Here is a 24,463-nt window from a genome sequence, read left to right on the forward strand (position 1 = left end):
AAGGGGTGTTGGGGCCTCTTCGATCTCGGCGGTGTCGGTGCGTAGGCGGTCCTAGGGGCCGTTCGGGTCCGGCGGTGGTGGGTCTTGTTTCTCGCGTCGTGCTCGGCTCGGCTGGACGCGCTTGGGTTCTCCGGGCATCTTCGGGTACTCGGGCGGGTAGGGCAGGTCGCCCAGTCCGTGGTCGTGCTCGTCCTTGCGCGCGAGTTCGAGCAGGGCTTCGAGGGAGAAGGCGTGGTCGTCCATGTCGGCGTGCACGTCGCCGAGTTCGGCGAAGCGGGCGGGCATGGTCGCGAGGTCGAAGTCCCGGGGGTGGGCCTCGCCCACTTCCTCCCAGCGCAGGGGGGCCGAGACCGGGGCGTGCGGGCGGGGGCGTACGGAATAGGCGGAGGCGATGGTGCGGTCCCTGGCGGTCTGGTTGTAGTCGATGAAGATGCGCTCTCCGCGTTCCTCCTTCCACCACTTGATCGTCACGTGGTCCGGCATCCGCCGTTCCATCTCGCGGCCCACGGCGATCGCGGCGCGGCGCACCTGGGTGAAGGTCCAGCGCGGTTCGATGGGCACGAAGACATGCAGTCCGCGGCCGCCGGAGGTCTTGGGCCAGCCGCGCAGTCCGCCGAACTCGTCGAGGACGGTGCGCAGTTCGTGGGCGGCGCGGACGGCGTCGGCGAAATCGGTGCCGGGCTGCGGGTCGAGGTCGATGCGGAGCTCGTCGGGGCGGTCGACGTCGGTGCGGCGCACCGGCCAGGGGTGGAAGGTGAGGGTGCCGAACTGGGCGGCCCACACGACGGCGGCCTCCTCGGTGGGGCACATCTCGTCCGCGGAGCGGCCGCTGGGAAAGGTGATGTGGGCGGTGGGGATCCAGTCGGGCATGTTCTTGGGCGCCCGCTTCTGGAAGAAGGACTCGCCGGTCACCCCGTCCGGGTAGCGCTCCAGGGTGGTCGGGCGGTCGCGCAGGGCGCGCAGGATGCCGGGGCCGACCGCGATGTAGTACCGGGCCAGGTCCAGCTTGGTGAAACCGCGCTCGGGGAAGAAGACCTTGTCCGGGCTGGACAGCCGCACGGTCCGGCCGCCCGCCTCCAGTTCCACCGCGTCACCCATGCGGCCACGGTAGGCGTACCCCGCACACCGCGCACACCGGGCGGCAGCCGCTGTATGCGCGCAGAATCGGAGCATGGATCTCCCGGTGATGCCGCCCGTGAAGCCGATGCTCGCCAAGTCGGTGGCGAAGATCCCGCCGGACATGCACTACGAGGCGAAGTGGGACGGCTTCCGGGCCATCGTGTTCCGTGACGGGCTCGAGGTCGAGCTCGGCAGTCGCACCGGGAAGCCGTTGACCAGGTACTTTCCCGAGCTGGTCGCGGCGTTGAAGGAGCGGTTGCCCGAGCGCTGCGTGCTGGACGGCGAGATCGTGATCGCCCGGGAGGGGCGGCTCGACTTCGACGCGCTGACCGAGCGCATCCACCCGGCGGACTCCCGGGTGCGCACGCTGGCGGAGCGGACGCCCGCCTCCTTCGTCGCGTTCGACCTGCTGGCCCTGGCCGACGAGTCACTGCTGGACGTCCCGCTGACGGACCGCCGGGCGCTCCTCGCCAGGGCGCTGTCCGGGGTGACGGCACCCGTCCATCTGGCACCGGCGACGACCGACATCGACGTGGCGCGGCAGTGGTTCGAGCAGTACGAGGGGGCGGGCCTGGACGGGGTCGTCGCCAAGCCGCCCACCGTGCGCTATCTGCAGGACGAGCGGGCGATGTTCAAGATCAAGCACGAGCGTACGGCCGACGTCGTCGTGGCGGGCTACCGCTTCCACAAGAGCGGTCCGGTGGTGGGCTCGCTGCTGCTCGGTCTCTACGACGACCAGGGCGCCCTGCAGCATGTGGGCGTGTCGGCCGCGTTCGCGATGAAGCGCCGCGCCGAACTGGTCGAGGAGCTGGAGCCGCTGCGCATGACGGATGCGGCCGGACATCCGTGGGCGGCCTGGTCGCAGGAGGCCGCCCACGAGACGGCCCGGCTGCCCGGGGCCCCCAGCCGCTGGTCGGGCAAGAAGGACCTGTCCTGGGTGCCGCTCAGGCCGGAGCGGGTGGCCGAGGTGGCGTACGACCACATGGAGAACGGGGTCCGCTTCCGGCACACGGCCCGCTTCCGCCGCTGGCGCCCGGACCGCACCCCGGAGAGCTGCACCTACGCCCAGTTGGAGGAACCGGTGCGCTACGACCTCGCGGAGATCCTCGGCAGCCCCGGCTGACCGGCTCACCCGGCAGGCTCGATCAGAATCGCGCGGGTATGGCCATCAATGAACTTATGAGCGCACAATCGACGGCACAGACCTGGTGGCAACGGTGGCGACGGTGGGCATGGGGCACAGAGGGCGCACACGACGCGCCGCGACGACAGCATTTCTGGCCGCCGCGCTGACGGCTTCTCTCGCGGCGGGCTGCACGTCGGGACACGGCCCCGGCCCGGTGGACGACGGCCGCGGCGGGACCAGCGGGCCGGCCCCGGGCGGCGGCACCGGCCAGGTGCTCGCCGTGAAGATCGACAATGTGCCCGCGGCCCGCCCGCAGACGGGGCTGGACTCCGCGGACGTCGTGTACGCGGAACAGGTCGAGGGCGGGCTGAGCCGGCTGATGGCGGTGTACGCGACCAAGCTGCCGAAGGTCATCGGGCCGGTGCGCAGCGCCCGCGAATCCGATCTGGAGCTGCTGCGCCAGTTCGACCGGCCGACACTCGCCTTCTCGGGGGCGCAGACCAAGCTGCTGCCGCTGATCGACAAGGCGCCGCTGCGGCCGGAGACACCCAACAACGCGTCCGACGCCTTCTTCCGCGGCAGCGACAAGGCCGCGCCGCACAACCTCTATCTGCACCCGGACCGGCTGCTGTCCGCCACGCCGGGCAAGGCCGCGCTGACCACCGGCTTCCACTACGGCGCGGCACCGGCGGGCGGGCGGCCCGCGACCTCGCGCACCGTGCGCTACCCGGTGGCCGAGTTCACCTTCACCTGGTCCGCCGACCGGCACCGCTGGCTGGTCGGTATGGACGGCACGCCCACGAGGACGGCCGACGGGAAGCGCGTGACTCCCGCGACGGTCGTCGTGCAGTACGTGAAGGTGCACGAGTCCGCGTACCACGACGTCCTCGGCAACAACACGCCGTACACCGAGACGGTGGGCACGGGGAAGGCGGAGGTGCTGCGGGACGGGCGCGCCTTCGACGCGACCTGGACCCGCGCGGCCGCCGCCGACGGCACGGAGTTCACCACCGCCGACGGCACGCCCATGAACTTCGCCGAGGGCCAGGTGTGGGTGGTGTTCGCGCAGTCCGGCCACTGATTGCGCGTGAGGGTGACCCTGCTGGGCGTAGCTTCGGCGGCACCAGGCATCCGGCGCCGGAGCGTGCCTAGGGTGGGGACATGTCCACTGTTCTGATCACCGGTGCCACCTCCGGACTCGGCCGGTACGTCGCCTTCGAGCTGGTCCGCTCCGGTCATGTCGTGCTCGCCCACGGGCGGGACCCGGAACGGACGCGGCGGCTCGTCGAGGAGTTGCGTGCCGAGGGTGAGGCCGAGGGGTTCGTCGCGGACCTCGCTTCGCTCGCCCAGGTGCGCGAGCTGGGCGCCCGGGTGGCACAGGCGCGGCCCGGGCTCGACGTGCTGATCAACAACGCCGGGGTGGGCGCCGGGCCGCGTGGCTCCGGCCGCGAGCTGAGCACCGACGGGCACGAGCTGCGGCTGGCCGTGAACTACCTCGCCCCCGTCGTGCTGACCCGCGCCCTGCTGCCGGTGCTGCGCGCGAACACACCGTCCCGGATCGTCAACGTCGGCTCGGTCGGCCAGGAGCCGCTCGACTTCACCGACCCGGAGCTCACCCGCGGCTACAGCGGCGTGTCGGCGTACTGCCGCAGCAAGTTCGCCCTCGCCGCCCATACGTTCACGCTGGCCGAGGAGCTGGCGGGCAGCGGTGTGTCGGTCAATGTGCTGCACCCCGCGACCTACATGGACACCGCGATGGTCCGCGAGGGCGGGATCACCCCCTGGAACACGGTCGCGGACGGAGCGACGGGCGTCCTGGCCCTGGCCACCCGGGACTTGGGCTCGGGCGGCTACTTCGACGGCACGCGTCCGGCCAGGGCGCACGAGGGGACGTACGACCCCGAGGTGCGCAAGCGCCTGAAAGCGGTCACCGAGCAACTGCTGGCGATCTGAGGCGGCGCGGGTCAGCTGAGGCCCCCGCCCGTCTCCAGTACCTCTCGCGCCTGCTCCACCAGCCCGTCCGCCCCGCACGAGCGCGCGAGTGCCATGCCCCGGTTGAGCTCGGCGACCGAACGGGACGCGATGCCGTACTCGACGCGGGCGGCCGCGTGTTCGTACTGGCAGGGCGAGGCCTCCAGGTAGGCGACGGCCTGCGCGGCCGGCCGCACCGCGCGCTGCCCGGTCTCCAGGGCGGCCGCACAGCGCAGGGCCTCGCCGATGGCGGTGTCCGTGCCGAGGCGCTCCGCCTGGCGGCGGGCCTCGGTGGCGAGCCGGGCGGCGCGCGGCGGATCCTGCACGGCGAGGGCCTTGGCGAGGTCGACGGCCCAGGGCGCGAGGACCGGATGGTGGCCGCCCCGGGCGGCCGCCGCCTTCTCGGCCGCCTCCAGCTCGTTGATGCCCTCCTCGGTGCGGCCGACGGCGAGCAGCAGCCGGCCGCGCACGGAGCGGGGGTCGGGCAGCACGATCGTCGACGGGTAGGGCGGTGCGAAGCCGTACCGCTCGGCCACCGCCCAGGCCTCGTCCACATGGCCGCGGGCCAGCAGCGTGTCGACGAGTCCGCAGGTCGCCGACCAGTACAGGGGCAGGCCGCGGCCGACGCGTTCGGCCAGTGCGAGGGACTCGCGCAGGATGGTCTCCGCGTCCCTGAGGCGGCCCTGCCGACGGTAGGCGAGGCCGAGGAACGCGTTCGCCAGGGAGAGATGGCCGCCGCTCCATCCCGCGGTCGTATAGGCCCGTAGGGCCTCGGCGAACAGGCTCTCGGCGCGGTCGAGCCGGTCGGCGTAGGTGTACGCACTGCCCAGCATCATCAGCAGTTCGACGCCCCACTCGGTGTCGGTCCAGCCCAGACCGGGGGCGAGACGGCCGTTCACGAGGGCCCGGTCGCACAGTTCGACGATCTCCTCCACGCTCTCGCCGTGGGTCATGGCGTCGAAGCCGCGCAGGATCAGCAGGGCGCGCTCGGAGTTGTCGCGGCCGGTGCAGGTGCGGGCGAGGTCGGCGAGGCGTTCGGAGCGGCCGGGTGAGGCGGCCTCGCCGTGGATGCCCTCCCACATGAAGTGCACGGCCTGCAGCCGAAGCCGGGCGGGCCCGGGTTCGTGGCGGGCAGCCTCGGCCTCTACCGTGTGGACGGCCTCCTCCAGCTGGTTGTTGTGGAGCAGTGCCTGGGAGAGGCGGAAGACGGCGTCGACGCGTTCGTCGCCGTCGAGGCCGGGCATGCCGAGCGCGCTCTGCAGATGGTCGATCGTGGTCGCGGGCGCGGTCAGCAGCGTGGCGCAGCCCAATTCGTAGAGCACGCGCGCGTGGACCTCGGGCACGGGCGGTTCGACCAGAGCGCGTTCCAGACAGCGGCGGGCCGCGTCCGGGGCGCCGACGGCGAGGTGTTCCCGGGCCGCCTCGCGCAGCTGCTCGACGAGTTCCTCGTCGTCGTCCGGGTGCACCTGGAGGAGGTGCCGGGAGGCCGCGGCGGCACCGCGCCCGGAGTCGGTGACGACCTGGGCGGCGATGCCGTGCATGGCGGTGCACAGGGCCTCGGGGATGGAGTTGTAGACGGCGGAGGCGATCAGCGGGTGGACGAACTCCAGGTCGCCGTCGTCGGGCCGGGCGGCCGCGGGGTCGGGCTCGGTGAGGATGCGGGCGCTGCACAGCAGTTCGGCACAGCGTTCGGCGTCGTCCATGCTCATGGTGGCGAGCTGGGCTACCAGGTCCACGGTGATGCCGGTGCCGAGGATGGCGGCCGCCCAGGCGAACCGGGTGGCGTCGATGCCGAGGCCCTCCAGCCGGGCGACGAGTCCGCCGCCGCGGGCGGAGCGGTTCAGGGGGCGGAGTTCACCGGCGTGGGCCTCGACCGGCTGGAGGTCGCTGTCCTGCACCTTGGCGAGGAGTTCGACGGTCTCGTACGGATTGCCGCCGGTGACGGCCCAGACCTCGCGGCAGAACGGGGCGTCCGCGTGCCGGCCGAGGGTGGCACGGGTGAGTCCGGCGGTGGCGTCCGGGGTGAGGGCGTCGAGACTGCTGACGGGGCGGCCCGCGGTGGCGGCGATCGCGTCGAGGTAGCGGGCGCTGTCACCGGACACCTCACCGGGCCGGCGGGCGACCACGACCAGGACGGACAGATCGTCGAGGCGATCGGCGAACGCGGTGAGCCAGCGCAGGGTCTCCTCGTCGGCCCAGTGCGCGTCGTCGACGAGCAGCACCAGCGGCCATTCCCGTTTGGCCAGTCTGCGGACGGCCGCGACCAGGCCGTCGCACACGCCCTGCGGGTCGGCCTGCCGCTCACCGGGCTCCGTTATGCCGAGCGCGGGCCCCGCGATGTCGTACCAGTCGCCGAGGTACTCGCGGGCCTCCTGTGGCATCAGCGAGACCAGCGCGGGCTGCAGCAACTGCCGTACCACGTTGAACGGGACGGACTTCAGGTTCTCGCCGCCGCGGGTGGACCACACGGTGCACCCGCGCCGTTCGGCGATACGGCGGGTCTCGGTCAGGAGCGCCGTCTTGCCCAGTCCGGCGTCGCCCCGGAACACGAGCAGGTTCCCGGAGGACGAGCGGTCCGCGCACAGGGCGTCGAGCGCCTGTGTGACGGCGGCGATCTCCGCGTCGCGCTCCCACAGGGAAGGCGAAGCGGCCACAGGGGGCCGTGCCTCCGTCATCCCGTTACCTCCCCTGGTGTCGCCCGAACGACGTACAGACCACGAGCGTAGCCGTCGGATTGGCTGTACGGAGGCCGCTCCGGGCACGTGTTGCCGCGACGGGTGAACAGGGACGCGTGAGGACGACGTGCCCCCTGCCCGGACCTGCCGCTGTGGAGTCGACGGACCGTCAACAAGGCTGGGAATGAAGCTGACTTTCGAAGATCGCCGGACCCCGCGAAAGGCGTCGTCCGCAAGGGCGCTGGCCGCGGGGTCGGTGGGCAATTTCATCGAGTGGTACGAGTTCGGTGTCTACGGCTATTTCGCGACGGTCGTCGCGCAGCGGTTCTTCACGCCGGAGGGCGGCGGTGCGGTCGAGGGGCTGGTGAAGGCATACGCCTCCTTCGCGCTGGCGTTCTTCTTCCGGCCGGTCGGCGCCGCCCTGTTCGGCCGGCTGGGCGACCGGATCGGGCGGCGGCCGGTGCTGATCCTGGTGGTCGCCCTGATGACCGGGGCGACCACGCTGATCGGCGCGCTGCCGACCTATGCCACGGCGGGCGCCCTGGCCCCCTGGCTGCTCACCCTTCTGAGGGTCGTTCAAGGGCTTTCCGCGGGAGGTGAGTTCGGGGGCGCGGTGTCAGCGATGACGGAGTTCGCCCCGCCGGGCCGGCGCGGGCTGTACGGCGCGTGGCAGTCGTTCACGGTGGCGCTTGGACTGCTGGGCGGGGCGGGTGCCGCGGTCGGTCTGGCGACCGTGCTGACGGAAAATCAGTTGAGTGCCTGGGGCTGGCGGTTGCCGTTCCTGCTCGCGCTGCCGATGGGGCTGGGGGCGCTGTGGTTGCGGGTGCGGCTCGAGGAGACACCGTCGTTCAGGGAGCGGACGCCGGACGCGGAGCGCCTGCCCGCACGCGGGGTCGTGCGGGCGGTCGCGCTGGGGGCCGGACGGGTGATGGGCTGGTCGGCGGCCGGGTACACCTTCCTCGTCGTCCTGCCGTCGTATCTCCAGACGGCGCTGCACGCGGACTTCCGGCAGGCGCTGACCGCCACGGTTCTGGCCAATCTGGGCTTCGCGGCGGCGATCCTCCCGGCGGGGCTGCTCAGCGACCGGATCGGGCGGCGGCCGGTGATGCTGACGGGGGCGGTGCTGGTGGTGGGGGCGGCCGTGCCGCTGTTCAACCTCCTCCAGGACACGGGGACTTCGTCCCTGGTGAAGGGCGCGGCCGTGTGCGCCGCCGGGGCGGTCGTGGGGCTCATGGCCGGGCCGGGGCCGGCGATGCTCGCCGAGCTGTTCCCGACGCGTGTGCGCTGTACGGGGCTGGGACTCGCCTACGCCCTGTCCAATGCCGTGTTCTCGGGGTGCGCCGGGCTCATCATCACGGAGACGGTGAAGCGCACCGGAAACGTGGACGTGCCCGCGTACTACGCGGCGGCGACCTGCGCGGTGAGCGCGCTCGCGCTCCTCGGGCGCCCGGCCGGGAAGGCGGATGGACCAGGTGCTGGTGATCGGACTGATGTCCGGGACGTCGTACGACGCCGTCGACGCGGCGGCGGCCGAGCTGCGCCTCGGCGGTGACACGCTCGTCCTGAAGCCGCTCGGGATGGTGAGCGAGCCGTACGACGACGCGCTGCGGGAATCCCTCGCGGCGGCGCTGCCCCCGTCGGCCGTCCCGCTTGCGGACGTGTGCCGGCTCGACACCCGGATCGGGCAGGCGTTCGCGGCGACGGCCGTCCGGGCCGATCGTGAACTGTGCGACGGGCGGGCCGAGTTGATCGCCTCGCACGGGCAGACGGTCTACCACTGGGTGGACGGCGGCCGGGTGCACGGGACACTGCAGCTCGGGCAGCCCGCGTGGATCGCGGAGGCGACGGGGGTGCCCGTCGTGGCCGACTTCCGGCCGCGCGACGTCGCCGCCGGCGGCCAGGGCGCACCGCTGGTCAGCCTGGTCGACCTGCTGTGGCTGCGCGGCAGGCAGGGCACGCCGGTCGCGCTGAACATCGGCGGGATCGCCAACCTCACCGCGCCGGACGGGACGGCCTTCGACACCGGTCCCGGCTGTGCGCTGACCGATGCCGCGGCCCGGGAGTTCAGCGGCGGACGGCTGGCGTACGACGCCGACGGCGCGCTGGCCGCCCGCGGCCGGGTGCACGGCCCGCTGCTGGACCGGCTGCTGAGGGAGCCGTACTACACGCGGCCCGCGCCGAAGACCACCGGCAAGGAGCTGTTCCACCCCGGATATGTGCGGGCGGCCGGACTCGACGGCCTGCCCGCGGACGATGTGCTGGCGACACTCACCCAGTTGACGGCACGCACGGTCGCGGACGCCGTACGGTCCGTGGGCGCCACGGAGGTGATCGCCTCGGGCGGCGGTACGCGCAACCCGGTGCTGATGGCGATGCTGCGAGACCGGCTGCCCGGGGTGGCGGTGCGTACCTCCGACGAGTTGGGCCTGCCCTCGGCCGCCAAGGAGGCGTATGCCTTCGCGGTCCTCGGGTTCCTCACGGCGCACGGGCTCTCGGGCACCGAACCGGTCAGCACCGGCGCCCGGCATCCGAGCGTCCTGGGGTCGGTGACCCCGGGGCGGGGCGGGCTGCGGCTGCCCGCGCCCGCGCGGCACGCGCCGGTGCGGCTGGAAGTGGAGTGACCATGGCCGGGAGAGCACGGTCCCGGATCGGCAACACGCAACTGTTGCGGGGCCTCTCATCCCGCTTTCACCGACGCCTCATACGGTGGGGGCATGACGCAGGTGACTCCTCCGGGGTGGTACCCCGACCCCGGGCAGACGAATGACGGTCCCCCCACCGAGCGCTGGTGGGACGGCGGGGCATGGACGGACCAGACCCGCCCCGCCGGGTCGGGGGCCGCCTGGGGTACCCCGACGCAGCCGCAGGGCACCGGCCCGTACCCGGCCTACGGCGGCCACTCCGGATATCCCGGGTATCCCGGGTATCCCGCCCAGCCGCCGGCCGGTTCCCGGCGCGGTCTGCGCACGGGGATAGCCGTCGCGGTGGCCGTCGCGGTGCTCGCGAGCATCGGGGTCGGCGTGTACGCGCTCGCCAGGCACGACTCCGGCGGCGACCGGGCCGGTTCGCAGCAGGGCCAGGGCGGGCCGGGCGGCCGGGGCGGGCCCGAGGGGCAGAACGGCGGTCAGGGCGGACCGGGCGGCGGCTCGGGCGGCCCCGGCGGTCAGTCGCCGTCGCCGGGCCAGTCCGAGGCGCCGAAGGTCGAGGGCGGCGGCAGCGTGCCGGACCCGATCAACGGGATCAGCCTGCCCGTGCCCAAGGGCTGGACCGGGCAGGCCATGAACGTGGGCGCGCAGATCTCGTCGAACGACTCGTACAAGTGCCCCGGCGACACGTCCAAGTCGTGTGTCCCCGGCGGCGCCTACTCGGCACCGGCGGCGCTGTTGCGCACCAAGGGCAGCACGGCCGAGGAGGTCGCCAAGGCGGACATCGCGGCCAACGCCAAGGAGTCCTACGGAGGCACCACCTACGGCAGCATCACCTCGCACGAGGTGCTCGCCTCCGAGGCGGTCACCGTGGCCGGGCAGAAGGGCTATCTGGTCCGCTGGAAGGCGGTCACCAGCAAGGGCGCCGACGGCTACGTCGAATCGCTCGCCTTCCCCTCCCCGGCGAGTCCCGATCGGATGGTCGTGGTCCGCTTCGGCATCGACGTCGGGCAGAAGCTGTCGGTCATCGACGAGATCACCAAGGGGATCAAGGTGTCGTCCGGCGGCGGCAACGGCCAGAACGTCTGACTCCCCCGGCCCGGCCCGCCCCGGCACATGATGCGGCCGGGTGGGGAGCCCCTCCGCTCAAGGGGAACCCCACCCGGCCGGGGGTGTGCGCCGCCCCCGTCCCCACGGTGCGGCGCGAGCAGGTCACCGTCCAGTCATCCCATGGACGGCGGCCTGGGTCTCAGGTCAGCCCGAGCGAGGGCAGCACGGCGGCCTCCACGAACCGGACGAGATAGTCGGAATCGGCGTACTGCCCGCTCAACACGGGCCGCACGCGCAGCACTCCGAACATCATGGCGGGGATGTACTCGAGCGCCGGATGACCGGCCCGCACCTCGCCCCGCTCGACACCACGCCGCAGGATCTCCTGGAGTGCGGCGATCTCGGGATCGACGAGGGCCTCGCGCAGCGCCTGCTGCAGCTCGGGGTCCTGGGTGACCGCGTGACTGAGGGCCTGCAGCAGCCGGGTGTCCTTGCCCGACCAGTCCCCCGCGTCCCGCGCGGCCTGGCGCAGGTCCTCCGCGAGTGATCCGGTGTCGATGCCGGCGAAGCGCGCCTGACGGTTGGACCGCAGCGCCGCGGCCACGAACTGGGGCTTCGTCTTCCACTGGCGGTAGAGCGTGGACTTGCTGCACCGGGTGCTGGTGGCGACGCCCTCCATGGTGACGGAGTCATAGCCGCACTCGCGGATCTGTTCGAGCACGGCGTCGAAGAACTCCCGCTCACGCTCGGGCGTGATCTTGGAGCGGCGCGAGGCGGCGACCGTCTCCGGTCCGTCCGCGGCCTGCGACGTCATGCGTCTCTCCTCACTCGTGTGCGACTCGTGCGCCCCGCCGTTGCTCAAGGCCGCCTGAAGCGGTCCTCAAGCGCGGCTTCGAAGCCTGTAACCAGTGTGTCGTACGTCTATCGATACGCCAGTGTACCGGTACTCGTGCGTATCGGTACACTGGCGTATCGGTACGGAGACGTATCGATGAGTTCGGGCTGTGGTCCGGGTCTCAGTACGCACCACCACACGCACCGCCGTCAGCGAAGGGGCCGGGGGATGAATGCCCGCACCGAGCCTGCAGAACCCGAGCCAGGAGCCATGACCAGGCCCCCGCTCGGCCGTGAGCTCCTGCTCGTCGCAGGGCTCTTCCTCGTCTACAAGCTCGGCCGGCAGCTGGCCACCGGCCACACCGGCGAGGCCCTGCACAACGCCCGTCGCGTGTGGGACCTGGAACGGGCGGCGCACCTTCCCGGCGAGGGCGACGTGCAGTCCGCGCTGCTGCACAGCGGCACCCTCGTGCACCTCGCGAACACCTACTACGCGACCGTCCACTTCCCGGCCACCCTGGCCTTCCTGGTCTGGCTGTATCTGCGGCGCCCGGCGCACTACGTCTGGGCCCGGCGGGTCCTCGCCGTGGTCACCGCGGCCGCCCTGGTCCTGCCCTTCACGTTCCCGCTGGCCCCGCCGCGCATGCTGGCCGCGACCGGGCTGGTGGACACGGCACGGCTGTACGGCCCGTCGGTCTACGGCCCCCCGCGGACCGACCATCTGTCCAACCAGTTCGCGGCGATGCCGTCGCTGCACTTCGGCTGGGCCCTGATGGTGGCCATCGGCCTGATCGTGGCGACCAGGTCCCGCCGGCGCCTGCTGTGGCTGCTGCATCCGGCGATCACACTCGCGGTGATCGTGGGCACGGCCAACCACTACTGGCTGGACGCGATCGTCGCCACGGCCATGCTGGGCGTCGCGCTCGCCCTCATCCATCCGCCGCACCGCACAGCAACCACGGCGGGACGGGGCACGCGCACGCTCGTACCGGAGGAGCCCGTCCTGGTGGGAGCGGCCCGATGAGCGCCGTCCTGGTGGCTGTCGTCCTGTCGCTGGTCTCGGCCGTCGCCTACGCGGCCGCCGCGGTGGCGCAGGAACGGCTCGCCTCCCGCGGCCCGGACGCGGGCCTGCTGCGGCTGCTCGGCACCGGCGCGTGGTGGTCGGCGGTCGGGCTGAACGCGGGCGCGGCGCTGCTGCATGTCGTGGCTCTCAAGTACGGCCCGCTGACCGTGGTGCAGCCGCTGGGCGCGCTCACCCTGGTCGCGGCGGTCCCGATGGGGGCGCGGGCGGCCGGGCGGAAGGTCAGCACGGCCGAGTGGCGGGGCACCTCGCTGACGCTGCTGGGGCTGGCCGCCCTGCTGGTGACCGCATCGGGCCCGGCTCCCGACCGGGTGCTGAGCCTCACCGAGGCAGTGGCGGTCGCCGGTACGACCGCCGCCCTGATCGGCGCGCTGTCCTGGCCCGGCGCCCGGCCCGGCCTGCGGCACGCGACGGCGTCCGGCTTCGCCTCCGGTGTGGCCTCGGCGCTCACCCAGACGGTGACCGTGGCGGCGACGGACCGCACGGGCGCGGCGCTGGGCGCGGAGGAGGTGGTGGTGGCGCTGCTCGTCGCCGCGTTCGCCACCGGCGGGCTGCTGCTGTCGCAGACGGCCTACCGCGGCGGTCTCGGCGCCCCGCTGGCGGTGGTGACGCTCGCCAACCCGGTGGCGGCCGCGCTGATCGGCCTGACGCTGCTCGGGCAGGGCCTGCGGGGCGGCGCTGCGGGTGTGCTCCTCGCGCTGTCCGGGGCGGGTCTTGCGTCCTGGGGTGTGGTGCTGCTGACCCGGGAGACACCCGCGCCGGACGCGGGCGACGAGGAGCATCCCGTGGCCGCGGTGCTCGCGCTGGAGCGGGGGACCGCGTCGCCCGAGCCGGTCCTGGTGCCGCGGCGACCGGAGCGCGGACACCTCACTCCGCTGTAGCAGTTCCCCGGAACGACGCATTCTCCCGGAACGACACAAAGGCGGCGGCCGACGCGTGCGCATCCCGCACGCACCGGCCGCCGTTGCCGTTGCGTTTGTTCGTGCCGTTGCCCGGCTGTGTCAGCCCAGGCCCCGCGAGTCCTGCTTGAGCGCCGTGTCGACGGTCAGTGCCGTCGCCACCACGAGGCTCAGCAGCGGCTCGGGGAGCTGGTAGTGGATCTGCAGGACGTAGTTGTCCGCGGTCGTGAACAGCGTCTTGGCGAGGCCTTCCCAGGTCTTGGTGATCCGGGCGACCTCGTTGTCCGCGTGGTCGACGATGGCGAAGTTCCACGCCCGCCAGTTCTCCGCCTTGATCGCGCCGACCTGCTGGCCGTTCGCGTTCATCGCGAAGTTGATCTTCCCGATCATGTTCTGCTGGACGATCTCGCCCACCGGCGAACCGTCCGGACGCGACACGATCACGCGCGACTTGAGGAACTTCGCCGGCCGGGTCAGCAGCAGCTGCGGCTGACCGTGGGCGTCGCGGATCTCCAGCTTGTGCGTCAGGAACTGGTCGAGGCTGGAGACGAACCGCAGGATCTTCCTGAGCACGCCCTGGCCGACCTCGGTGACCGAGCCGATCTGGTTGCCGTTCTGATCCATGACCTTGTACTCGTTGGTCAGCTCGATCAGCTTGGCCTTCTGGTTCACCACCAGGACCGGCTCGGTGAACAGGGTGCCGCCACCGGGGCCGCCCGCGGCGACCCCGGCCTGCTGCTGCACCTGACGCTGCACCTTCGCGTCGGCGCCCGCCTGGTGCGGGACGCCGGCCTGCGGAGGCGCCTGCTGAGTACCTTGCTGGGCCGGGCTGGTGTGGTCGGTCCACTGCGCGCCGTCCCAGTAACGGAGCGTCTGGGCTGCCCCGTGGGGATCGGGGTACCAGCCTGCAGGAGTGTTCGATTGCGTGGTCACCGGGGCACACTACCCTGAGCCGACCAGGAGCTGACCAGCCCCCACGATGCGGTATTCATCGCCCTGTTACGACGTGAGGATCGCGGGGTCGCTGACACCGGAACACCCATTCTCGACATGTCCGGCGAACCGCCGCAAAAACGTGGGGTCGTTGTCGGACGTGACGGTGAGGTCGTACCAGCGCCTGCTCGCCGCGAGGTCGACGGCGTGCCGCACCCTGGCGCCCGGGCGCACCTGGAAGGTCAGGGGCCGGCCGGTGTAGCCGTTGACCAGCTCCAGCTCGACGGTGCGCGAGCCCTTGTTGGTGAAGGTGAGCTCGACGTGGTCGCCGCTGTGCCGCGCGGTGACCTCGGGTCCGGCCGCCTTGCCCGGGCCCTTGAAGACGCGCAGGAAGCCGTTGGGGCCGTGCACGGTCAGGTCGTACGAGCCGTTCGAGTACGCGGAGTTCCAGGTGTCGGCGACCGTCTTGCCGGCCTCGGTGGTGTAGCTCCAGGGTCCGTCGGTGCGGTTTCCGGAGGTGACCAGGAAGGCGGCGCCGGCCTTGGCACCGGAGGCGAAGGTCAGCGTCAACTTTCCGGCCGCGCTGTCCGCCGAACCGTCCACGAACGGGACGTACTTGAGCGGGCGGGTGGGCTTGCGGCCGCGCTCCTGCCGGGGCAGGGCCCCGTTGGCGGGCGGGGTCGGGACGTAGTCCGGGTGGCGGTCGTGGTCCGGCGGCCGGTAGCCGTCGGTGTCCGGGAGCACCACCGGGCGCGTGTCCTTGCGGGTGAAGTCGAACGCGGCGGTCAGATCGCCGCATATCGCGCGCCGCCAGGGCGAGATGTTCGGCTCGTGCACGCCGAAGCGGCGCTCCATGAAGCGGATGACCGAGGTGTGGTCGAGGGTCTCGGAGCAGACGAAACCGCCCTTGCTCCACGGGGAGACGACGAGCATCGGCACGCGCTGGCCCAGACCGTAGGGTCCGGCCACATGGCCGGCGTCACCCTTGAAGAGGTCCGGTCCGGCGTCGACGGTGGACTTGCCCTGGGCCGCGGAGGCCGGCGGGAACGGCGGGATCATGTGGTCGAAGAAGCCGTCGTTCTCGTCGTACGTGATGAACAGGGCCGTCTTCGCCCACACCGCCGGGTCGGCGGTGAGCGCGTCGAGGACCTGGGCGATGTACCAGGCGCCGTAGTTGGCGGGCCAGTTGGGGTGCTCGGTGAAGGCCTCGGGGGCGACGACCCAGGAGATCTGCGGCAGCTTGCCGCCCTTGACGTCGGCCTCGAGCTGCTCGAAGAAGCCCTCGCCCTTGCGCGCGTCGGTGCCGGTGCGGGCCTTGTCGTAGAGCGGGTCGCCGGGCTGGGCGTTCTGGTACTGCTTGAAGTACAGCAGCGAGTTGTCGCCGTAGTTGCCGCGGTAGGCGTCCGGGATCCAGCCCCAGGAGCCGTTCGCGTCGAGGCCGTCGCCGACGTCCTGGTAGATCTTCCAGGAGATCCCGGCCCGCTCCAGGCGCTCGGGGTAGGTCGTCCAGCCGTAGCCCGCCTCGTCGTTGCCGAGGACCGGGCCGCCGCCCTGGCCGTCGTTGCCGGTGTAGCCCGTCCACAGGTAGTAGCGGTTCGGGTCGGTGGAGCCGATGAACGAGCAGTGGTAGGCGTCGCAGATGGTGAAGGAGTCGGCGAGCGCGTAGTGGAACGGGATGTCGTCGCGGGTCAGGTACGCCATCGTCGTGGAGCCCTTGGACGGCACCCACTTGTCGTACTTGCCGCCGTCGAAGGCCGCGTGGCCGTCGTTCCAGCCGTGCGGGAGGTCCTGGATGAAGGCCATGCCGAGGTCGTCGGCGTCGGGGTGGAAGGGCAGCAGGTCCTTGGTGCCGTTCGACTGGTACCAGACCGGCTTGCCGTCCTGCCGGGTCACCGCCGGGCGCGGGTCGCCGAAGCCGCGGACGCCTCTGAGCGAGCCGAAGTAGTGGTCGAAGGAGCGGTTCTCCTGCATCAGGACGACGATGTGCTCGACGTCCTCGATCGATCCCGTGCGGTGGTTCGCGGGCAGCGCGGCGGCGCGCTGGATGCTGCTGGAAAGCGCGGTGAACGCCGTGGTGGCGCCCGCGAGTTGGAGGAATCGGCGCCGGTTGACTTCGGACATGAGCAAGGAACCTCTCATCCTGATGTGCGGGATGGCCGGATCGTGGAACGGATGACGGAACGTGCGCGGTGCGAGTGTTCCAAGAGCAGCAAACGACAGGGAAGGGTGCGATGGCGCCGATGTGACGCCCGACGGTACGCGCGGCCAAGTCCTCATCAAGTAAGCGCTTCGCGGACATGGACACCGCCCCCGCGGGAGCGGAACTGACGCCCCGGCCGCCAGAAAAGATCATATTGGCGTCTTTTTGCATTGCATGCTCTCGGACGGCCGCTTTCTGGCCTAATAGGTACCCTCACGCCGCCGCGACGAGTGGCGCCGGATGAGCACATCGGGGGCAGAGCGTCAGCGCGCGCTCTTCGCACGAGGGGGATCCGCAACCATGGCCGAGCAGTTAACCCTGCCCGAAATGCGGGCATTTGCCCGAGAAACGCTAGAAATGCTCGGTGAGCAGCAGACCGACGCGCACGAGCAACGTTCGGCGGTGCAGGCGCTGGCCAAGGAGCTGGCCGCCCGCGCGGCCCAGCCGGTCACCTTCGGCGTCGTCGGCGAATTCTCGGTCGGCAAGTCCCTGCTGGTGGGCACGCTGCTGGGCAAGTCGGACCTGCTGCCGGTGGAGAACCGCAAGGCCACCGGCAACATCACGGTGCTACGGCTGCGGCAGCAGCCGGCCGGCGACGAGGAGGGCCGCCCCCAGCAGACGTACGCGGACCCGACGGCCGAGATCCACTACCTCACGGAAAAGCGCCTCGGTGAGTGCGTACGGACCATCCTCGACGAACTCGCCGACGGCCTCGACCACGAGCACCCCGAACTCGTCGCCGGCGCGGTCCTGCGCAGCCTGGACCCGCTCAACAGCCCCGAGGGCTGGACCCTGTTCGACCAGTGGGTCGGCTGTCTGTGGCCGGAACAGGGCCCCGGACAGCCCGATCCGCTCGTGGATCCGCTGCGCATCGCCTCCACGCACCGCGCGGCCGCCGCCGAGCTGTGCCGGATCCGTGACGCCTGGCTGAGCCAGGACGGCGTCATGGGCACGGTCCAGCGGCTGCCCTCCAAGCATCTGCGCGAAGCCCTCGACCACGGTGTGGAGGAACGGATCCCGGCCAGGCTGCCGCTGCGCCGCGTCCAGCCGTTCACCGCGGCCGAGATCAGGAACGACACCGAGGCGCTCAGCCGCAGCTTCGACCTGATCGAGCGCGTCGTGCAGGACGTGTACGTCTCCCCCGAGCACTGGGAACTGAACGAACTGCTGGCCGACCACGAGGTGCAGTTCCTCGACTTCCCCGGCATCGGCGGCGCCGGCTCGTACGGCCGCGACACCCATCTCAGCCGCCGTGAACTCGCGGACGTGCACACCATCCTCGTGGTGCTGGACGCCCGACGCGCGGGCACCCAGGGCGTCGAGAGCTTCTGGGGGATGCTGACCCAGGACGGCCGCAGCACCGAGGTGCTGGGCAAGGCCGCCCTCGTCGCGGCGAGCTTCTTCGACCAGGTCCCGGTGCCCGGCGCGCCGGAGACCGCGGCCGACGCCACCGAACTGCTGCACGCCTCGGACGAGTTGAACGCCATCCACGTCCACTCCGACAAGTTCGTCCGGGGTCGCGAAGAGGCAGTGGTGCTGACCTCCGCGATCACCGCGATCCGCCGCTACGGCCTGCCCTACGCCGCCTTGTCGCCGGGTTCGCAGGCCCGGATCGACGACGCCCAGCGAGCCCTGGACGCACGCGACGAACAGGGCGGCGGCACGGGGTGGACCGCGCTGGCCGACCGCTTCCAGTCCCTCGCCCCGCACGGCCACTGGGCGGACCGGCTGCGCGCGGTCGCCGACGACGGCGGTGTGCGCAAGCTGCACCGGCTGATCGAGGAGCATCTGAGAGCGAACGGCGTGGCGCTCAAGCAGGAGCTCGCCGAGCGCTCCCGGCGCAAACTCTGGGACGCGCTGCGCGCCCTGCAGTACCAGGTACGCCAGGAGAGCGGACCCACGGTCGCCACCTCCGCGGAATTCCGTGAACTCACCGAGCGCCTCGGCCAGTACCGCGGACTGCTGGCCACCCTCATGGCCGAGCTCGACGAGCTGCGCGCCACGGCTCCGCAGGACGTCGCCGCGTCACCCCCACCGCTGAGCCTGGCCGGTGCCGCGGCCGAGGTCCGGCAGGCGGTGTACGAGTGGGGCGAGTGGGACCTGCTGCTGCAACGGGCCCGGAACGACGAGAACGGCCTGGTGTCGCGCAGCGCACCACCGCGCCCGGCCGGTGAGTTCAGCATCGTGCTGCCCGGCCGGGTCAGCGCGCCCGCCCCGGCCACCGGGGTCCGCTCGACCGACACGACGAAGGGCTACATGACGCGCTTCGCCGCCCTCGTGGAGGGCCACACGGACCGGGACCGGGAGCGGCTGGACACCTGGCTCGGCGCCTGGCAGGAGAGGTGGGAGGCCGAGTTCGAGGGCTTGCGCTCCTGGTTCGAGGAGCCCGGCACGCTGCCCCTGCTGAGCGAGGTCTATCTGAGCCACCTCGGCGACCCGGAGGAGGTCGAGAACCGGCTGACGCAGCTGTGGACCGCGCTGCACCCCGCGGAGGTCGTCGGCCACCAGCGCCGCCAGCACCACCAGGACAACGGCCCCCGGGAGAACCCGGCCGACCGCTTCCCGGGACTGGCCGACCACGCGCTGCCCTGGCACCACGCCATGCCGGAGGGCGAGCTCATGACCGAGCGCCAGGAACGCCATCCGCTCATCGTGACGCGGCTGCGGCAGTACACCGCCGACGCGGCGGCGGCCGTCGTCACCGAGCGCCTCAACCGGCTGCTGAGCGGCCGGGTCGACGTACTGCACACCTTCTACGAGAAGACGGCGCAGTGGGTGCTCGCCGATCACGACATCCGCCCGCCGCGCGGCACTCCCGGTGCCCGGCACGCATCCCAGGGCGAGGCGCCGGCCGACGGCCCGGGAGGCGGTCCGGGTCACGCCGACGATCGCGGCAACCAGCCCATCGACGTGCTGATGAGGACTTGGAGGAAGGCCTGATGCCCGAGCTGGTGCTCTCGTTCGACGTGCCGGACACCGCGGACGGCGCCAAGTCCCCGTACGTCCGCTCCCGGGGCTCCCGGGAGTTCGTCCTCCACGCCCAGGACGGCCGCTATCCGCTGCCCGTGGTCACCCTGCGACTGGCCGCCGCCCACGACAACCCGTACTTCAACACCACGCTTCCCGGCAGACTCACGATGCGCCCGGGCGACGGTTCGGTCCTGCCGCCCCGGCTGGAGCAGGCGCTGCGGGCGGCCTGGCTGCCCGCTCGCTCGATCACCAAGCACATGCTGGCCGACACCGTGCTGTCCAAGGACGCCTTCGTCGACACCTCCTTCCTGCTGTTCGGGTCCGCCACGCAGCCGAACGAGCCATGGACGAACGGCCTCCCGCTGCGCGTCGACGTGACCTGGGAGCTGGACTACCAGAGCAAGGCGGGCCGCGACATCGTCCAGGGCACCGTGCTGCTGGAGTTCCGCCCGCCGCACGAGGAACCGGAGCCCACGGCCGGGGAGGAGGAGCCGTCGCTGCCGGAGTTCCTGACCCTGCGCAAACCGTCCGACCGGCACTTCCAGGAGTTCGTGGTCGTCGACTTCGGCACCACCGCCTCCACCGTCACACTGCAGAGCGCCGCCAAGGTCACCCAGTTCCCGGTCGACCCCGCCCAGGGCAGGGCGCTCGGCACGATGCTCGGCGAACTGCTCGACCCGCGGCCCGACTGGCCCGCCCCGTACCGGACCGCCGTCGACAACCTGCTGGCCTCGCAGGTGCGCCTGGGCTCGGGAGAGACAGTCGCCGGACGCGAGGCCCTCGACCTGATGCACGAGGAGAACCCGGACGCGGTGGACGCCCTCCTCCTGGCGATGGAGCAGATCCGCCAGCACGGCGACACGGAACTGCGCGAGTGGCTGGTCCCCCGGCTGCACCGCGGCTACTCCCGGGTCACCGACACACCGCCGCTGCGGATGCACTCACTGCGCCCCGTCCAGTTCCAGGGGAAGAACGCCGAACTCACCTACGCGCCCGCGAGCGCCCTGCTGGAGGACGACTCCGACGGTGTGGCCGGGGCCCCCGAGCAGCGCCGCTTCCAGCTCGTCGACGCGCCCGCCGCGATCACCGGGCTCAAGCGTCAGGTCATGCGGCTGCGGCCCGGCGATGTCCCCGGCTCTGACCTCAGCGCGATCCATCTCACGCAGCACATGTATCTCCAACTGGTCAGCGCCGCGGAGGAGTTGACCCGGGACTCGGCCACCGACAGCAGCACCGTGCAGACCGTCGTCGTCACCTATCCGACCACCGCCCTGCCGGAGGTCAAGGACCGGCTGCTGACGCTGGTGAAGAAGGCGCTGAACGCCCAAGTCGTGGTGATGGACTACGACGAGGGGCTCGCCGCCGGTCTGTTCTTCGTCATGCGCGAGCTGTCGGGCAATCTCAACCTGGGCCTGGAGGCGCTGCGCGCCCGCTCCCGCCGTGTCGTACGGGTGCTGCCCGCGCGGTCCGCGGCGGGGCCGGAGGACGAGGCCGCCCGCGAGCGCCGGGTTCCGGTGCTGCCCGCGACCTGGCACCGCACCATGCTGGTCATCGACATCGGCGGCGGCACCACGGACATCGCGCTGCTCAGGCTGGTCCTCACCGACGTCACACCCGAACGGCCCGGCGGCGACCCGGCGTTCCTGGGCCGGCGCTACCGGCTGGAGCCCCTGCTGCTCGGTTCCACGGGGCATGAGCAGCTGGGCGGCGACCTGCTCACGCTCCAGGTCTTCCACTGGCTCAAGGCCGTGCTCGTCGACGCCCTGTGGGAACCCCCGGGCGGCACGCCGCCGAACCGCCGGTCACTGGCGGCCCAGGTCGCCGAACAGGCCGGGCGGCAGCTGGAATCGGTGGTGGGCGCGGACATCAAGGAGGTGCTCGACCGCTGCATCCCGACGCGTTACGACGCCTCGACCCTGCAGCCCCAGCTCGCCCGGGACCGGTTCCATGCACTGTGGCAGCTGGCCGAGCGGACCAAGTGCCTGCTGGGGGCGGCCGATCCCGCCGAGCCCCCGGTGCTGCGGAAGGACGACGTGCACGAGATCGTGCAGAGCGCGGACGTGCCGCTGAGCAATCCCACCGGTGATCTGCCCCTGGATCCCGGGCAGTTCCGGCGGCTGATGCGACCGGTGCTGGAACGGGCCGCGGAGATGGGCGCCGATCTGGTGCGCAGCACCTTCGAACGCGAGTGGGACGTCGACGCAGGGGCCGCCGGGACAGGACGGGCCGCCGCGTTCCCGCCCGTGCTCGATCAGGTCGTCATCTCCGGCCGGACCAGCAGCATGCCCATGGTCCAGGAGACGATCGCGGACGTACTGACCCGGGCGGACGCGGGCTCACGGCGCAAGTTCGGCTGGAACCCCACCGCGCTGGCCATCGAGACCGGGTTCGCGGCCAAGCAGGCCACCTCCCTGGGTGCGGCCTGGGCCCATGCCATCAGCAAGCGCGCGGGCGTGGCCGCCGCGGCGAAGCAGCAGAACATGAGCGAGCTGGACATCGTCACCCACGGCCTGTTCGCCAGCCTGCCCTGCGACCTCGGACCGCTCGGCCAGGCGGGGCGCCGGCTCGTCCTGCTGCGGGCCGGCGAACCCTTCGTCGAACTGGACGAGGTCGGCACCCGCGGCATCCGCTCGCGCCACTGGAACGAACTGCCCGAGCTGCTCGAACTGCACCGGTTCACCTCCTCCTCCCGGTCCATCCAGTGGGGCAGCTTCGACCTCGCGCTGGCCGCGGCCCGGGACCGGCTGGACCTGTCGGCACCGGTCTGGAGCGGCCGCCGCGCCAAGTACCTGATCGAGGTGGACCAGCAGCTCGTCCCGCAGATCCTGATCTGTTCCGGCGCCCCCCACTACTACGTCGACTCCGAGAGCCACCACCTCCCGCTCGCCGACCTCGTCCCCGACGCCCACTTCGACCCCGAGGTCAGCCGCTGCCGCCTGCCCGGACGCCTGTGCGTCCCGGACGCCGGCGGCGCGCTCGTCGAGGTCTTCCCCCGGCCCGCCGCCGGATCCTCCGAGGAGGAGTACTTCCCGGACGTCTTCCACCCGGACCGCGACGGCACCCAGCGCACCGTCCCCGGCCGCAGGGCCGTGATACCGGTGCCGCCCATCGGCCGGCAGTACGAGTTCCACCTCGACGACGGCAGCGGCAACACGCGGAAGCTGGAGAGCCTGGCGGTCCTCGACGCCGCCTCCAACGGCCCCCAGCGCCTGCACATGGCGACGCTCGACGCCCGCGGGCACCTCCGTGTGTTCCGTGGCGCGGTGCCCTTCGCCGAGACGAGGCACCTGCCGGAGGTGGAGCGGTTCCCCGGGCGGGTCTACCGGCGTCGTATGGACGAGGGCCGCCCCGACTTCAACGACCTCTGGAATCCCCTGACGGGAGAGCACTGATGGACGACACCGGAGCACTCGCCGCGGCGCCTCCGGTCGCGCAACGGAACACGGCCCCGGCCGGTCCGGCGGACGTCGGCGACCTCCTCGGCTCCTTCTCGGCCGCCGTCACCGAGCTGGCGGACCTGCCGTCCGCCAGCCGGGACGTGCTCATCGACGGCCTGCGTGCCTGCTGCGCACGGATGGCGGCGCAGCTGCACGACGAACGGCTCAGCGCCGACCCCGAGCGCGCCCAGGTACTGGCCTACGACGCGCTGAGCGCCGTAGGCCTGCTCGCCCATCGGCTGGGCCGCAGCACACCACCGGCCGCCCGACGGACCACGCCGGCATCGGATTCCCCGGCCGAGCCCACCGTGCGGCACGGGGCGGGCGACGCGGCCGGGGCGAGTGACGCCGACGAGGCCGACGCGGACCGGCCGGACGAGGACCCCCTGCCCGCACCGGTTCTCCCGGCCCACAGCGGGTCGGCCCGCGCGGACGGTCCCGTTCCCATGGGGCAGGACGCGGGACTTCCGCCGCAAGAGGGCGGCCCCACCGCGCGGACGGCGAGCACGGCCGGGCAGCCCGCCGCGCCGCCCAGACCCACCTATCCGCCGCTGCCGGTGGACCATACGGAGCGGCTGCGCAAGGCGCTGGCCGAACGGTTCGAGAGCCTGTACAAGGACCCGGACACCAAGCCGTGGCTGGACACGCCGATCCCGCAGCTGAAGCCGAAGGGCTGGGGCGGCATCGCGGAGCCGACGACGGTCGAGGAGATCTGGTGCGCCGCGCACATGGCCCTGCTGCATCTGCCGGCCGACCAGATGGACCGATGGCGCGACGACCTGTGGCAGACGGCTCGCTCGGCGGCCGAGGACGACATCCGGTTCACCTCCGAATGGAGCGCGGCCAGGGCTCCCGAGGACCCGAGCGTCATCATTCCGGCCCTGCCGGGTCACTGCACGGAGGAGCGACTGGCCGTCCGGCCCGACACGGAAGGGGAGTTGCCGGCTTCGCTGCCGCCCGCCCTGGCCGCCGCGGCGCGGGCGGGCGAGCCGGACCCGCGGCATGAACGATGGCGGGTGTGGGCGGTGCGGGCCGGGCAGATCCTGCGGCTGACCGCGCTCGACTCCGCTCTGGTGCTGTGCTGGAAGGGCAAGGTCGCCGGGCCCGTCGACCAGGACTACTTCACCACGCTGCTGGAGGAGCGGCTGCGCAGGCTCATGACGGACGGCACGTTCCGCGCGGAGTACGAGCTCGACGCTCTGATCGGTTCCGTGCTGCGGCCCACCGTCGCCGCGCTGGACAGCTGGTGGTGGCAGTGGCGCATCGCGCCCTGGGCGGACCTGGCCGGCTCCGCACCGCGCGCCGGTTACGAGTTCTTCCCGCACCAGAACATGAGGTTCATCGATCGTGACCAGGTGTCGCGGTTCACCGTCGGGGAGAACGTCCCGGGGCGCGCGCAGCCCTCGGCCCCGCTGGTCCAGTGGGTGCTGCACGCCCTGGTGCGCCGCCCAGGCTCCCAGGAGAAGGGCCTCGGTGTGGTCGTCGTCCAGCAGCCGAGTGTGTCCGGGAGGACGAGATGACGA

Annotated in this window: 16 protein-coding genes; 11 read left to right on the top strand and 5 right to left on the bottom strand. The window is 72.2% G+C overall.

The window, feature by feature from the left end; translation table 11 throughout:
* Positions 1-51 precede the first annotated feature (51 nt).
* Entirely contained in the window at positions 52-1,098 is a 1,047-nt protein-coding gene (gene ligD / locus ACFY1J_RS16875; protein ID WP_390705507.1) for a non-homologous end-joining DNA ligase, read from the bottom strand.
* Positions 1,099-1,171: 73 nt separating this feature from the next.
* Between ligD and ACFY1J_RS16880 the strand changes: the two genes are divergently transcribed.
* The 3 genes from ACFY1J_RS16880 to ACFY1J_RS16890 all read left to right on the top strand — a co-directional run bounded on the left by ACFY1J_RS16880 (position 1,172) and on the right by ACFY1J_RS16890 (position 4,198).
* The gene (locus ACFY1J_RS16880) at positions 1,172-2,242 is read left to right on the top strand and encodes an ATP-dependent DNA ligase (protein ID WP_390731405.1); all 1,071 of its coding nucleotides are present in this window, start codon (positions 1,172-1,174) and stop codon (positions 2,240-2,242) included.
* Between the two features lie 109 nt (positions 2,243-2,351).
* A complete protein-coding gene (locus ACFY1J_RS16885) occupies positions 2,352-3,326 on the top strand; it encodes a DUF3048 domain-containing protein (protein WP_390731406.1) in 975 nt (324 codons plus the stop codon).
* Positions 3,327-3,406: 80 nt separating this feature from the next.
* Positions 3,407-4,198: an SDR family NAD(P)-dependent oxidoreductase gene (locus tag ACFY1J_RS16890; RefSeq protein WP_390705504.1), complete on the top strand. Its 792-nt coding sequence runs from the start codon at positions 3,407-3,409 to the stop codon at positions 4,196-4,198.
* A gap of 11 nt (positions 4,199-4,209) precedes the next feature.
* Here ACFY1J_RS16890 and ACFY1J_RS16895 read toward each other — a convergent pair whose 3' ends face one another.
* Positions 4,210-6,891, bottom strand: a complete 2,682-nt coding sequence (locus tag ACFY1J_RS16895; protein ID WP_390731407.1) for an ATP-binding protein — start codon at positions 6,889-6,891, stop codon at positions 4,210-4,212.
* 184 nt (positions 6,892-7,075) lie between these two features.
* On the opposite strand from ACFY1J_RS16895, the gene ACFY1J_RS16900 reads away from it, so the two are divergent.
* The 3 genes from ACFY1J_RS16900 (at position 7,076) to ACFY1J_RS16910 (ending at position 10,625) form a co-directional block, all read left to right on the top strand.
* On the top strand, positions 7,076-8,443 hold the full coding sequence (locus ACFY1J_RS16900; RefSeq protein ID WP_390731408.1) for an MFS transporter: 1,368 nt from the start codon (positions 7,076-7,078) through the stop codon (positions 8,441-8,443).
* The gene (locus ACFY1J_RS16905) at positions 8,364-9,512 is read left to right on the top strand and encodes an anhydro-N-acetylmuramic acid kinase (RefSeq protein WP_390731499.1); all 1,149 of its coding nucleotides are present in this window, start codon (positions 8,364-8,366) and stop codon (positions 9,510-9,512) included. The genes ACFY1J_RS16900 and ACFY1J_RS16905 overlap by 80 nt, the downstream gene beginning before the upstream one ends.
* Positions 9,513-9,605: 93 nt before the next feature.
* A complete protein-coding gene (locus ACFY1J_RS16910; RefSeq protein ID WP_390731409.1) occupies positions 9,606-10,625 on the top strand; it encodes a DUF2510 domain-containing protein in 1,020 nt (339 codons plus the stop codon).
* A gap of 160 nt (positions 10,626-10,785) precedes the next feature.
* Here the strand turns inward: ACFY1J_RS16910 and ACFY1J_RS16915 are convergent, their stop codons facing one another.
* Positions 10,786-11,400 carry a TetR/AcrR family transcriptional regulator C-terminal ligand-binding domain-containing protein gene (locus tag ACFY1J_RS16915; RefSeq protein ID WP_390705500.1) on the bottom strand — a complete coding sequence of 205 codons (615 nt, stop codon included), beginning with the start codon at positions 11,398-11,400 and terminating at the stop codon, positions 10,786-10,788.
* 249 nt (positions 11,401-11,649) lie between these two features.
* Between ACFY1J_RS16915 and ACFY1J_RS16920 the strand changes: the two genes are divergently transcribed.
* Both ACFY1J_RS16920 and ACFY1J_RS16925 read left to right on the top strand, forming a co-directional pair.
* Entirely contained in the window at positions 11,650-12,444 is a 795-nt protein-coding gene (locus ACFY1J_RS16920) for a phosphatase PAP2 family protein (protein WP_390731410.1), read from the top strand.
* Entirely contained in the window at positions 12,441-13,382 is a 942-nt protein-coding gene (locus ACFY1J_RS16925; RefSeq protein WP_390731411.1) for a hypothetical protein, read from the top strand. The genes ACFY1J_RS16920 and ACFY1J_RS16925 overlap by 4 nt, the downstream gene beginning before the upstream one ends.
* A gap of 120 nt (positions 13,383-13,502) precedes the next feature.
* On the opposite strand, the gene ACFY1J_RS16930 is transcribed toward ACFY1J_RS16925, so the two are convergent.
* Positions 13,503-14,333, bottom strand: coding sequence for a phospholipid scramblase-related protein (locus ACFY1J_RS16930; RefSeq protein WP_390731412.1), 831 nt, complete (start codon positions 14,331-14,333; stop codon positions 13,503-13,505).
* 66 nt (positions 14,334-14,399) lie between these two features.
* A complete protein-coding gene (locus ACFY1J_RS16935; RefSeq protein WP_390731413.1) occupies positions 14,400-16,454 on the bottom strand; it encodes a phosphocholine-specific phospholipase C in 2,055 nt (684 codons plus the stop codon).
* A 379-nt stretch (positions 16,455-16,833) separates the two neighbouring features.
* Here ACFY1J_RS16935 and ACFY1J_RS16940 point away from each other — a divergent pair, with 379 nt between their 5' ends.
* From ACFY1J_RS16940 to ACFY1J_RS16950, 3 genes are read left to right on the top strand one after another with little or no spacing between them, the layout of a single operon-like run.
* Positions 16,834-19,473, top strand: a complete 2,640-nt coding sequence (locus ACFY1J_RS16940; protein WP_390731414.1) for a hypothetical protein — start codon at positions 16,834-16,836, stop codon at positions 19,471-19,473.
* Complete coding sequence (locus ACFY1J_RS16945) at positions 19,473-22,895, top strand: hypothetical protein (RefSeq protein ID WP_390731415.1); 3,423 nt, start codon at positions 19,473-19,475, stop codon at positions 22,893-22,895. The genes ACFY1J_RS16940 and ACFY1J_RS16945 overlap by 1 nt, the downstream gene beginning before the upstream one ends.
* Entirely contained in the window at positions 22,895-24,460 is a 1,566-nt protein-coding gene (locus tag ACFY1J_RS16950; RefSeq protein ID WP_390731416.1) for a hypothetical protein, read from the top strand. Before ACFY1J_RS16945 ends, ACFY1J_RS16950 begins: the two co-directional genes overlap by 1 nt.
* Positions 24,461-24,463: the final 3 nt, after the last annotated feature.

Origin of the sequence: Streptomyces sp. NPDC001406 (genome assembly GCF_042895285.1) — a bacterium.
Classification (GTDB): domain Bacteria; phylum Actinomycetota; class Actinomycetes; order Streptomycetales; family Streptomycetaceae; genus Streptomyces.

Coding starts and splice junctions, on each gene's coding strand:
- ligD (WP_390705507.1), bottom strand. CDS start 1,098: ATGGGTGACGCGGTGGAACTGGAGGCGGGCGGCCGGACCGTGCGGCTG.
- ACFY1J_RS16880 (WP_390731405.1), top strand. CDS start 1,172: ATGGATCTCCCGGTGATGCCGCCCGTGAAGCCGATGCTCGCCAAGTCG.
- ACFY1J_RS16885 (WP_390731406.1), top strand. CDS start 2,352: ATGGGGCACAGAGGGCGCACACGACGCGCCGCGACGACAGCATTTCTG.
- ACFY1J_RS16890 (WP_390705504.1), top strand. CDS start 3,407: ATGTCCACTGTTCTGATCACCGGTGCCACCTCCGGACTCGGCCGGTAC.
- ACFY1J_RS16895 (WP_390731407.1), bottom strand. CDS start 6,891: ATGACGGAGGCACGGCCCCCTGTGGCCGCTTCGCCTTCCCTGTGGGAG.
- ACFY1J_RS16900 (WP_390731408.1), top strand. CDS start 7,076: ATGAAGCTGACTTTCGAAGATCGCCGGACCCCGCGAAAGGCGTCGTCC.
- ACFY1J_RS16910 (WP_390731409.1), top strand. CDS start 9,606: ATGACGCAGGTGACTCCTCCGGGGTGGTACCCCGACCCCGGGCAGACG.
- ACFY1J_RS16915 (WP_390705500.1), bottom strand. CDS start 11,400: ATGACGTCGCAGGCCGCGGACGGACCGGAGACGGTCGCCGCCTCGCGC.
- ACFY1J_RS16920 (WP_390731410.1), top strand. CDS start 11,650: ATGAATGCCCGCACCGAGCCTGCAGAACCCGAGCCAGGAGCCATGACC.
- ACFY1J_RS16925 (WP_390731411.1), top strand. CDS start 12,441: ATGAGCGCCGTCCTGGTGGCTGTCGTCCTGTCGCTGGTCTCGGCCGTC.
- ACFY1J_RS16935 (WP_390731413.1), bottom strand. CDS start 16,454: ATGTCCGAAGTCAACCGGCGCCGATTCCTCCAACTCGCGGGCGCCACC.
- ACFY1J_RS16940 (WP_390731414.1), top strand. CDS start 16,834: ATGGCCGAGCAGTTAACCCTGCCCGAAATGCGGGCATTTGCCCGAGAA.
- ACFY1J_RS16945 (WP_390731415.1), top strand. CDS start 19,473: ATGCCCGAGCTGGTGCTCTCGTTCGACGTGCCGGACACCGCGGACGGC.
- ACFY1J_RS16950 (WP_390731416.1), top strand. CDS start 22,895: ATGGACGACACCGGAGCACTCGCCGCGGCGCCTCCGGTCGCGCAACGG.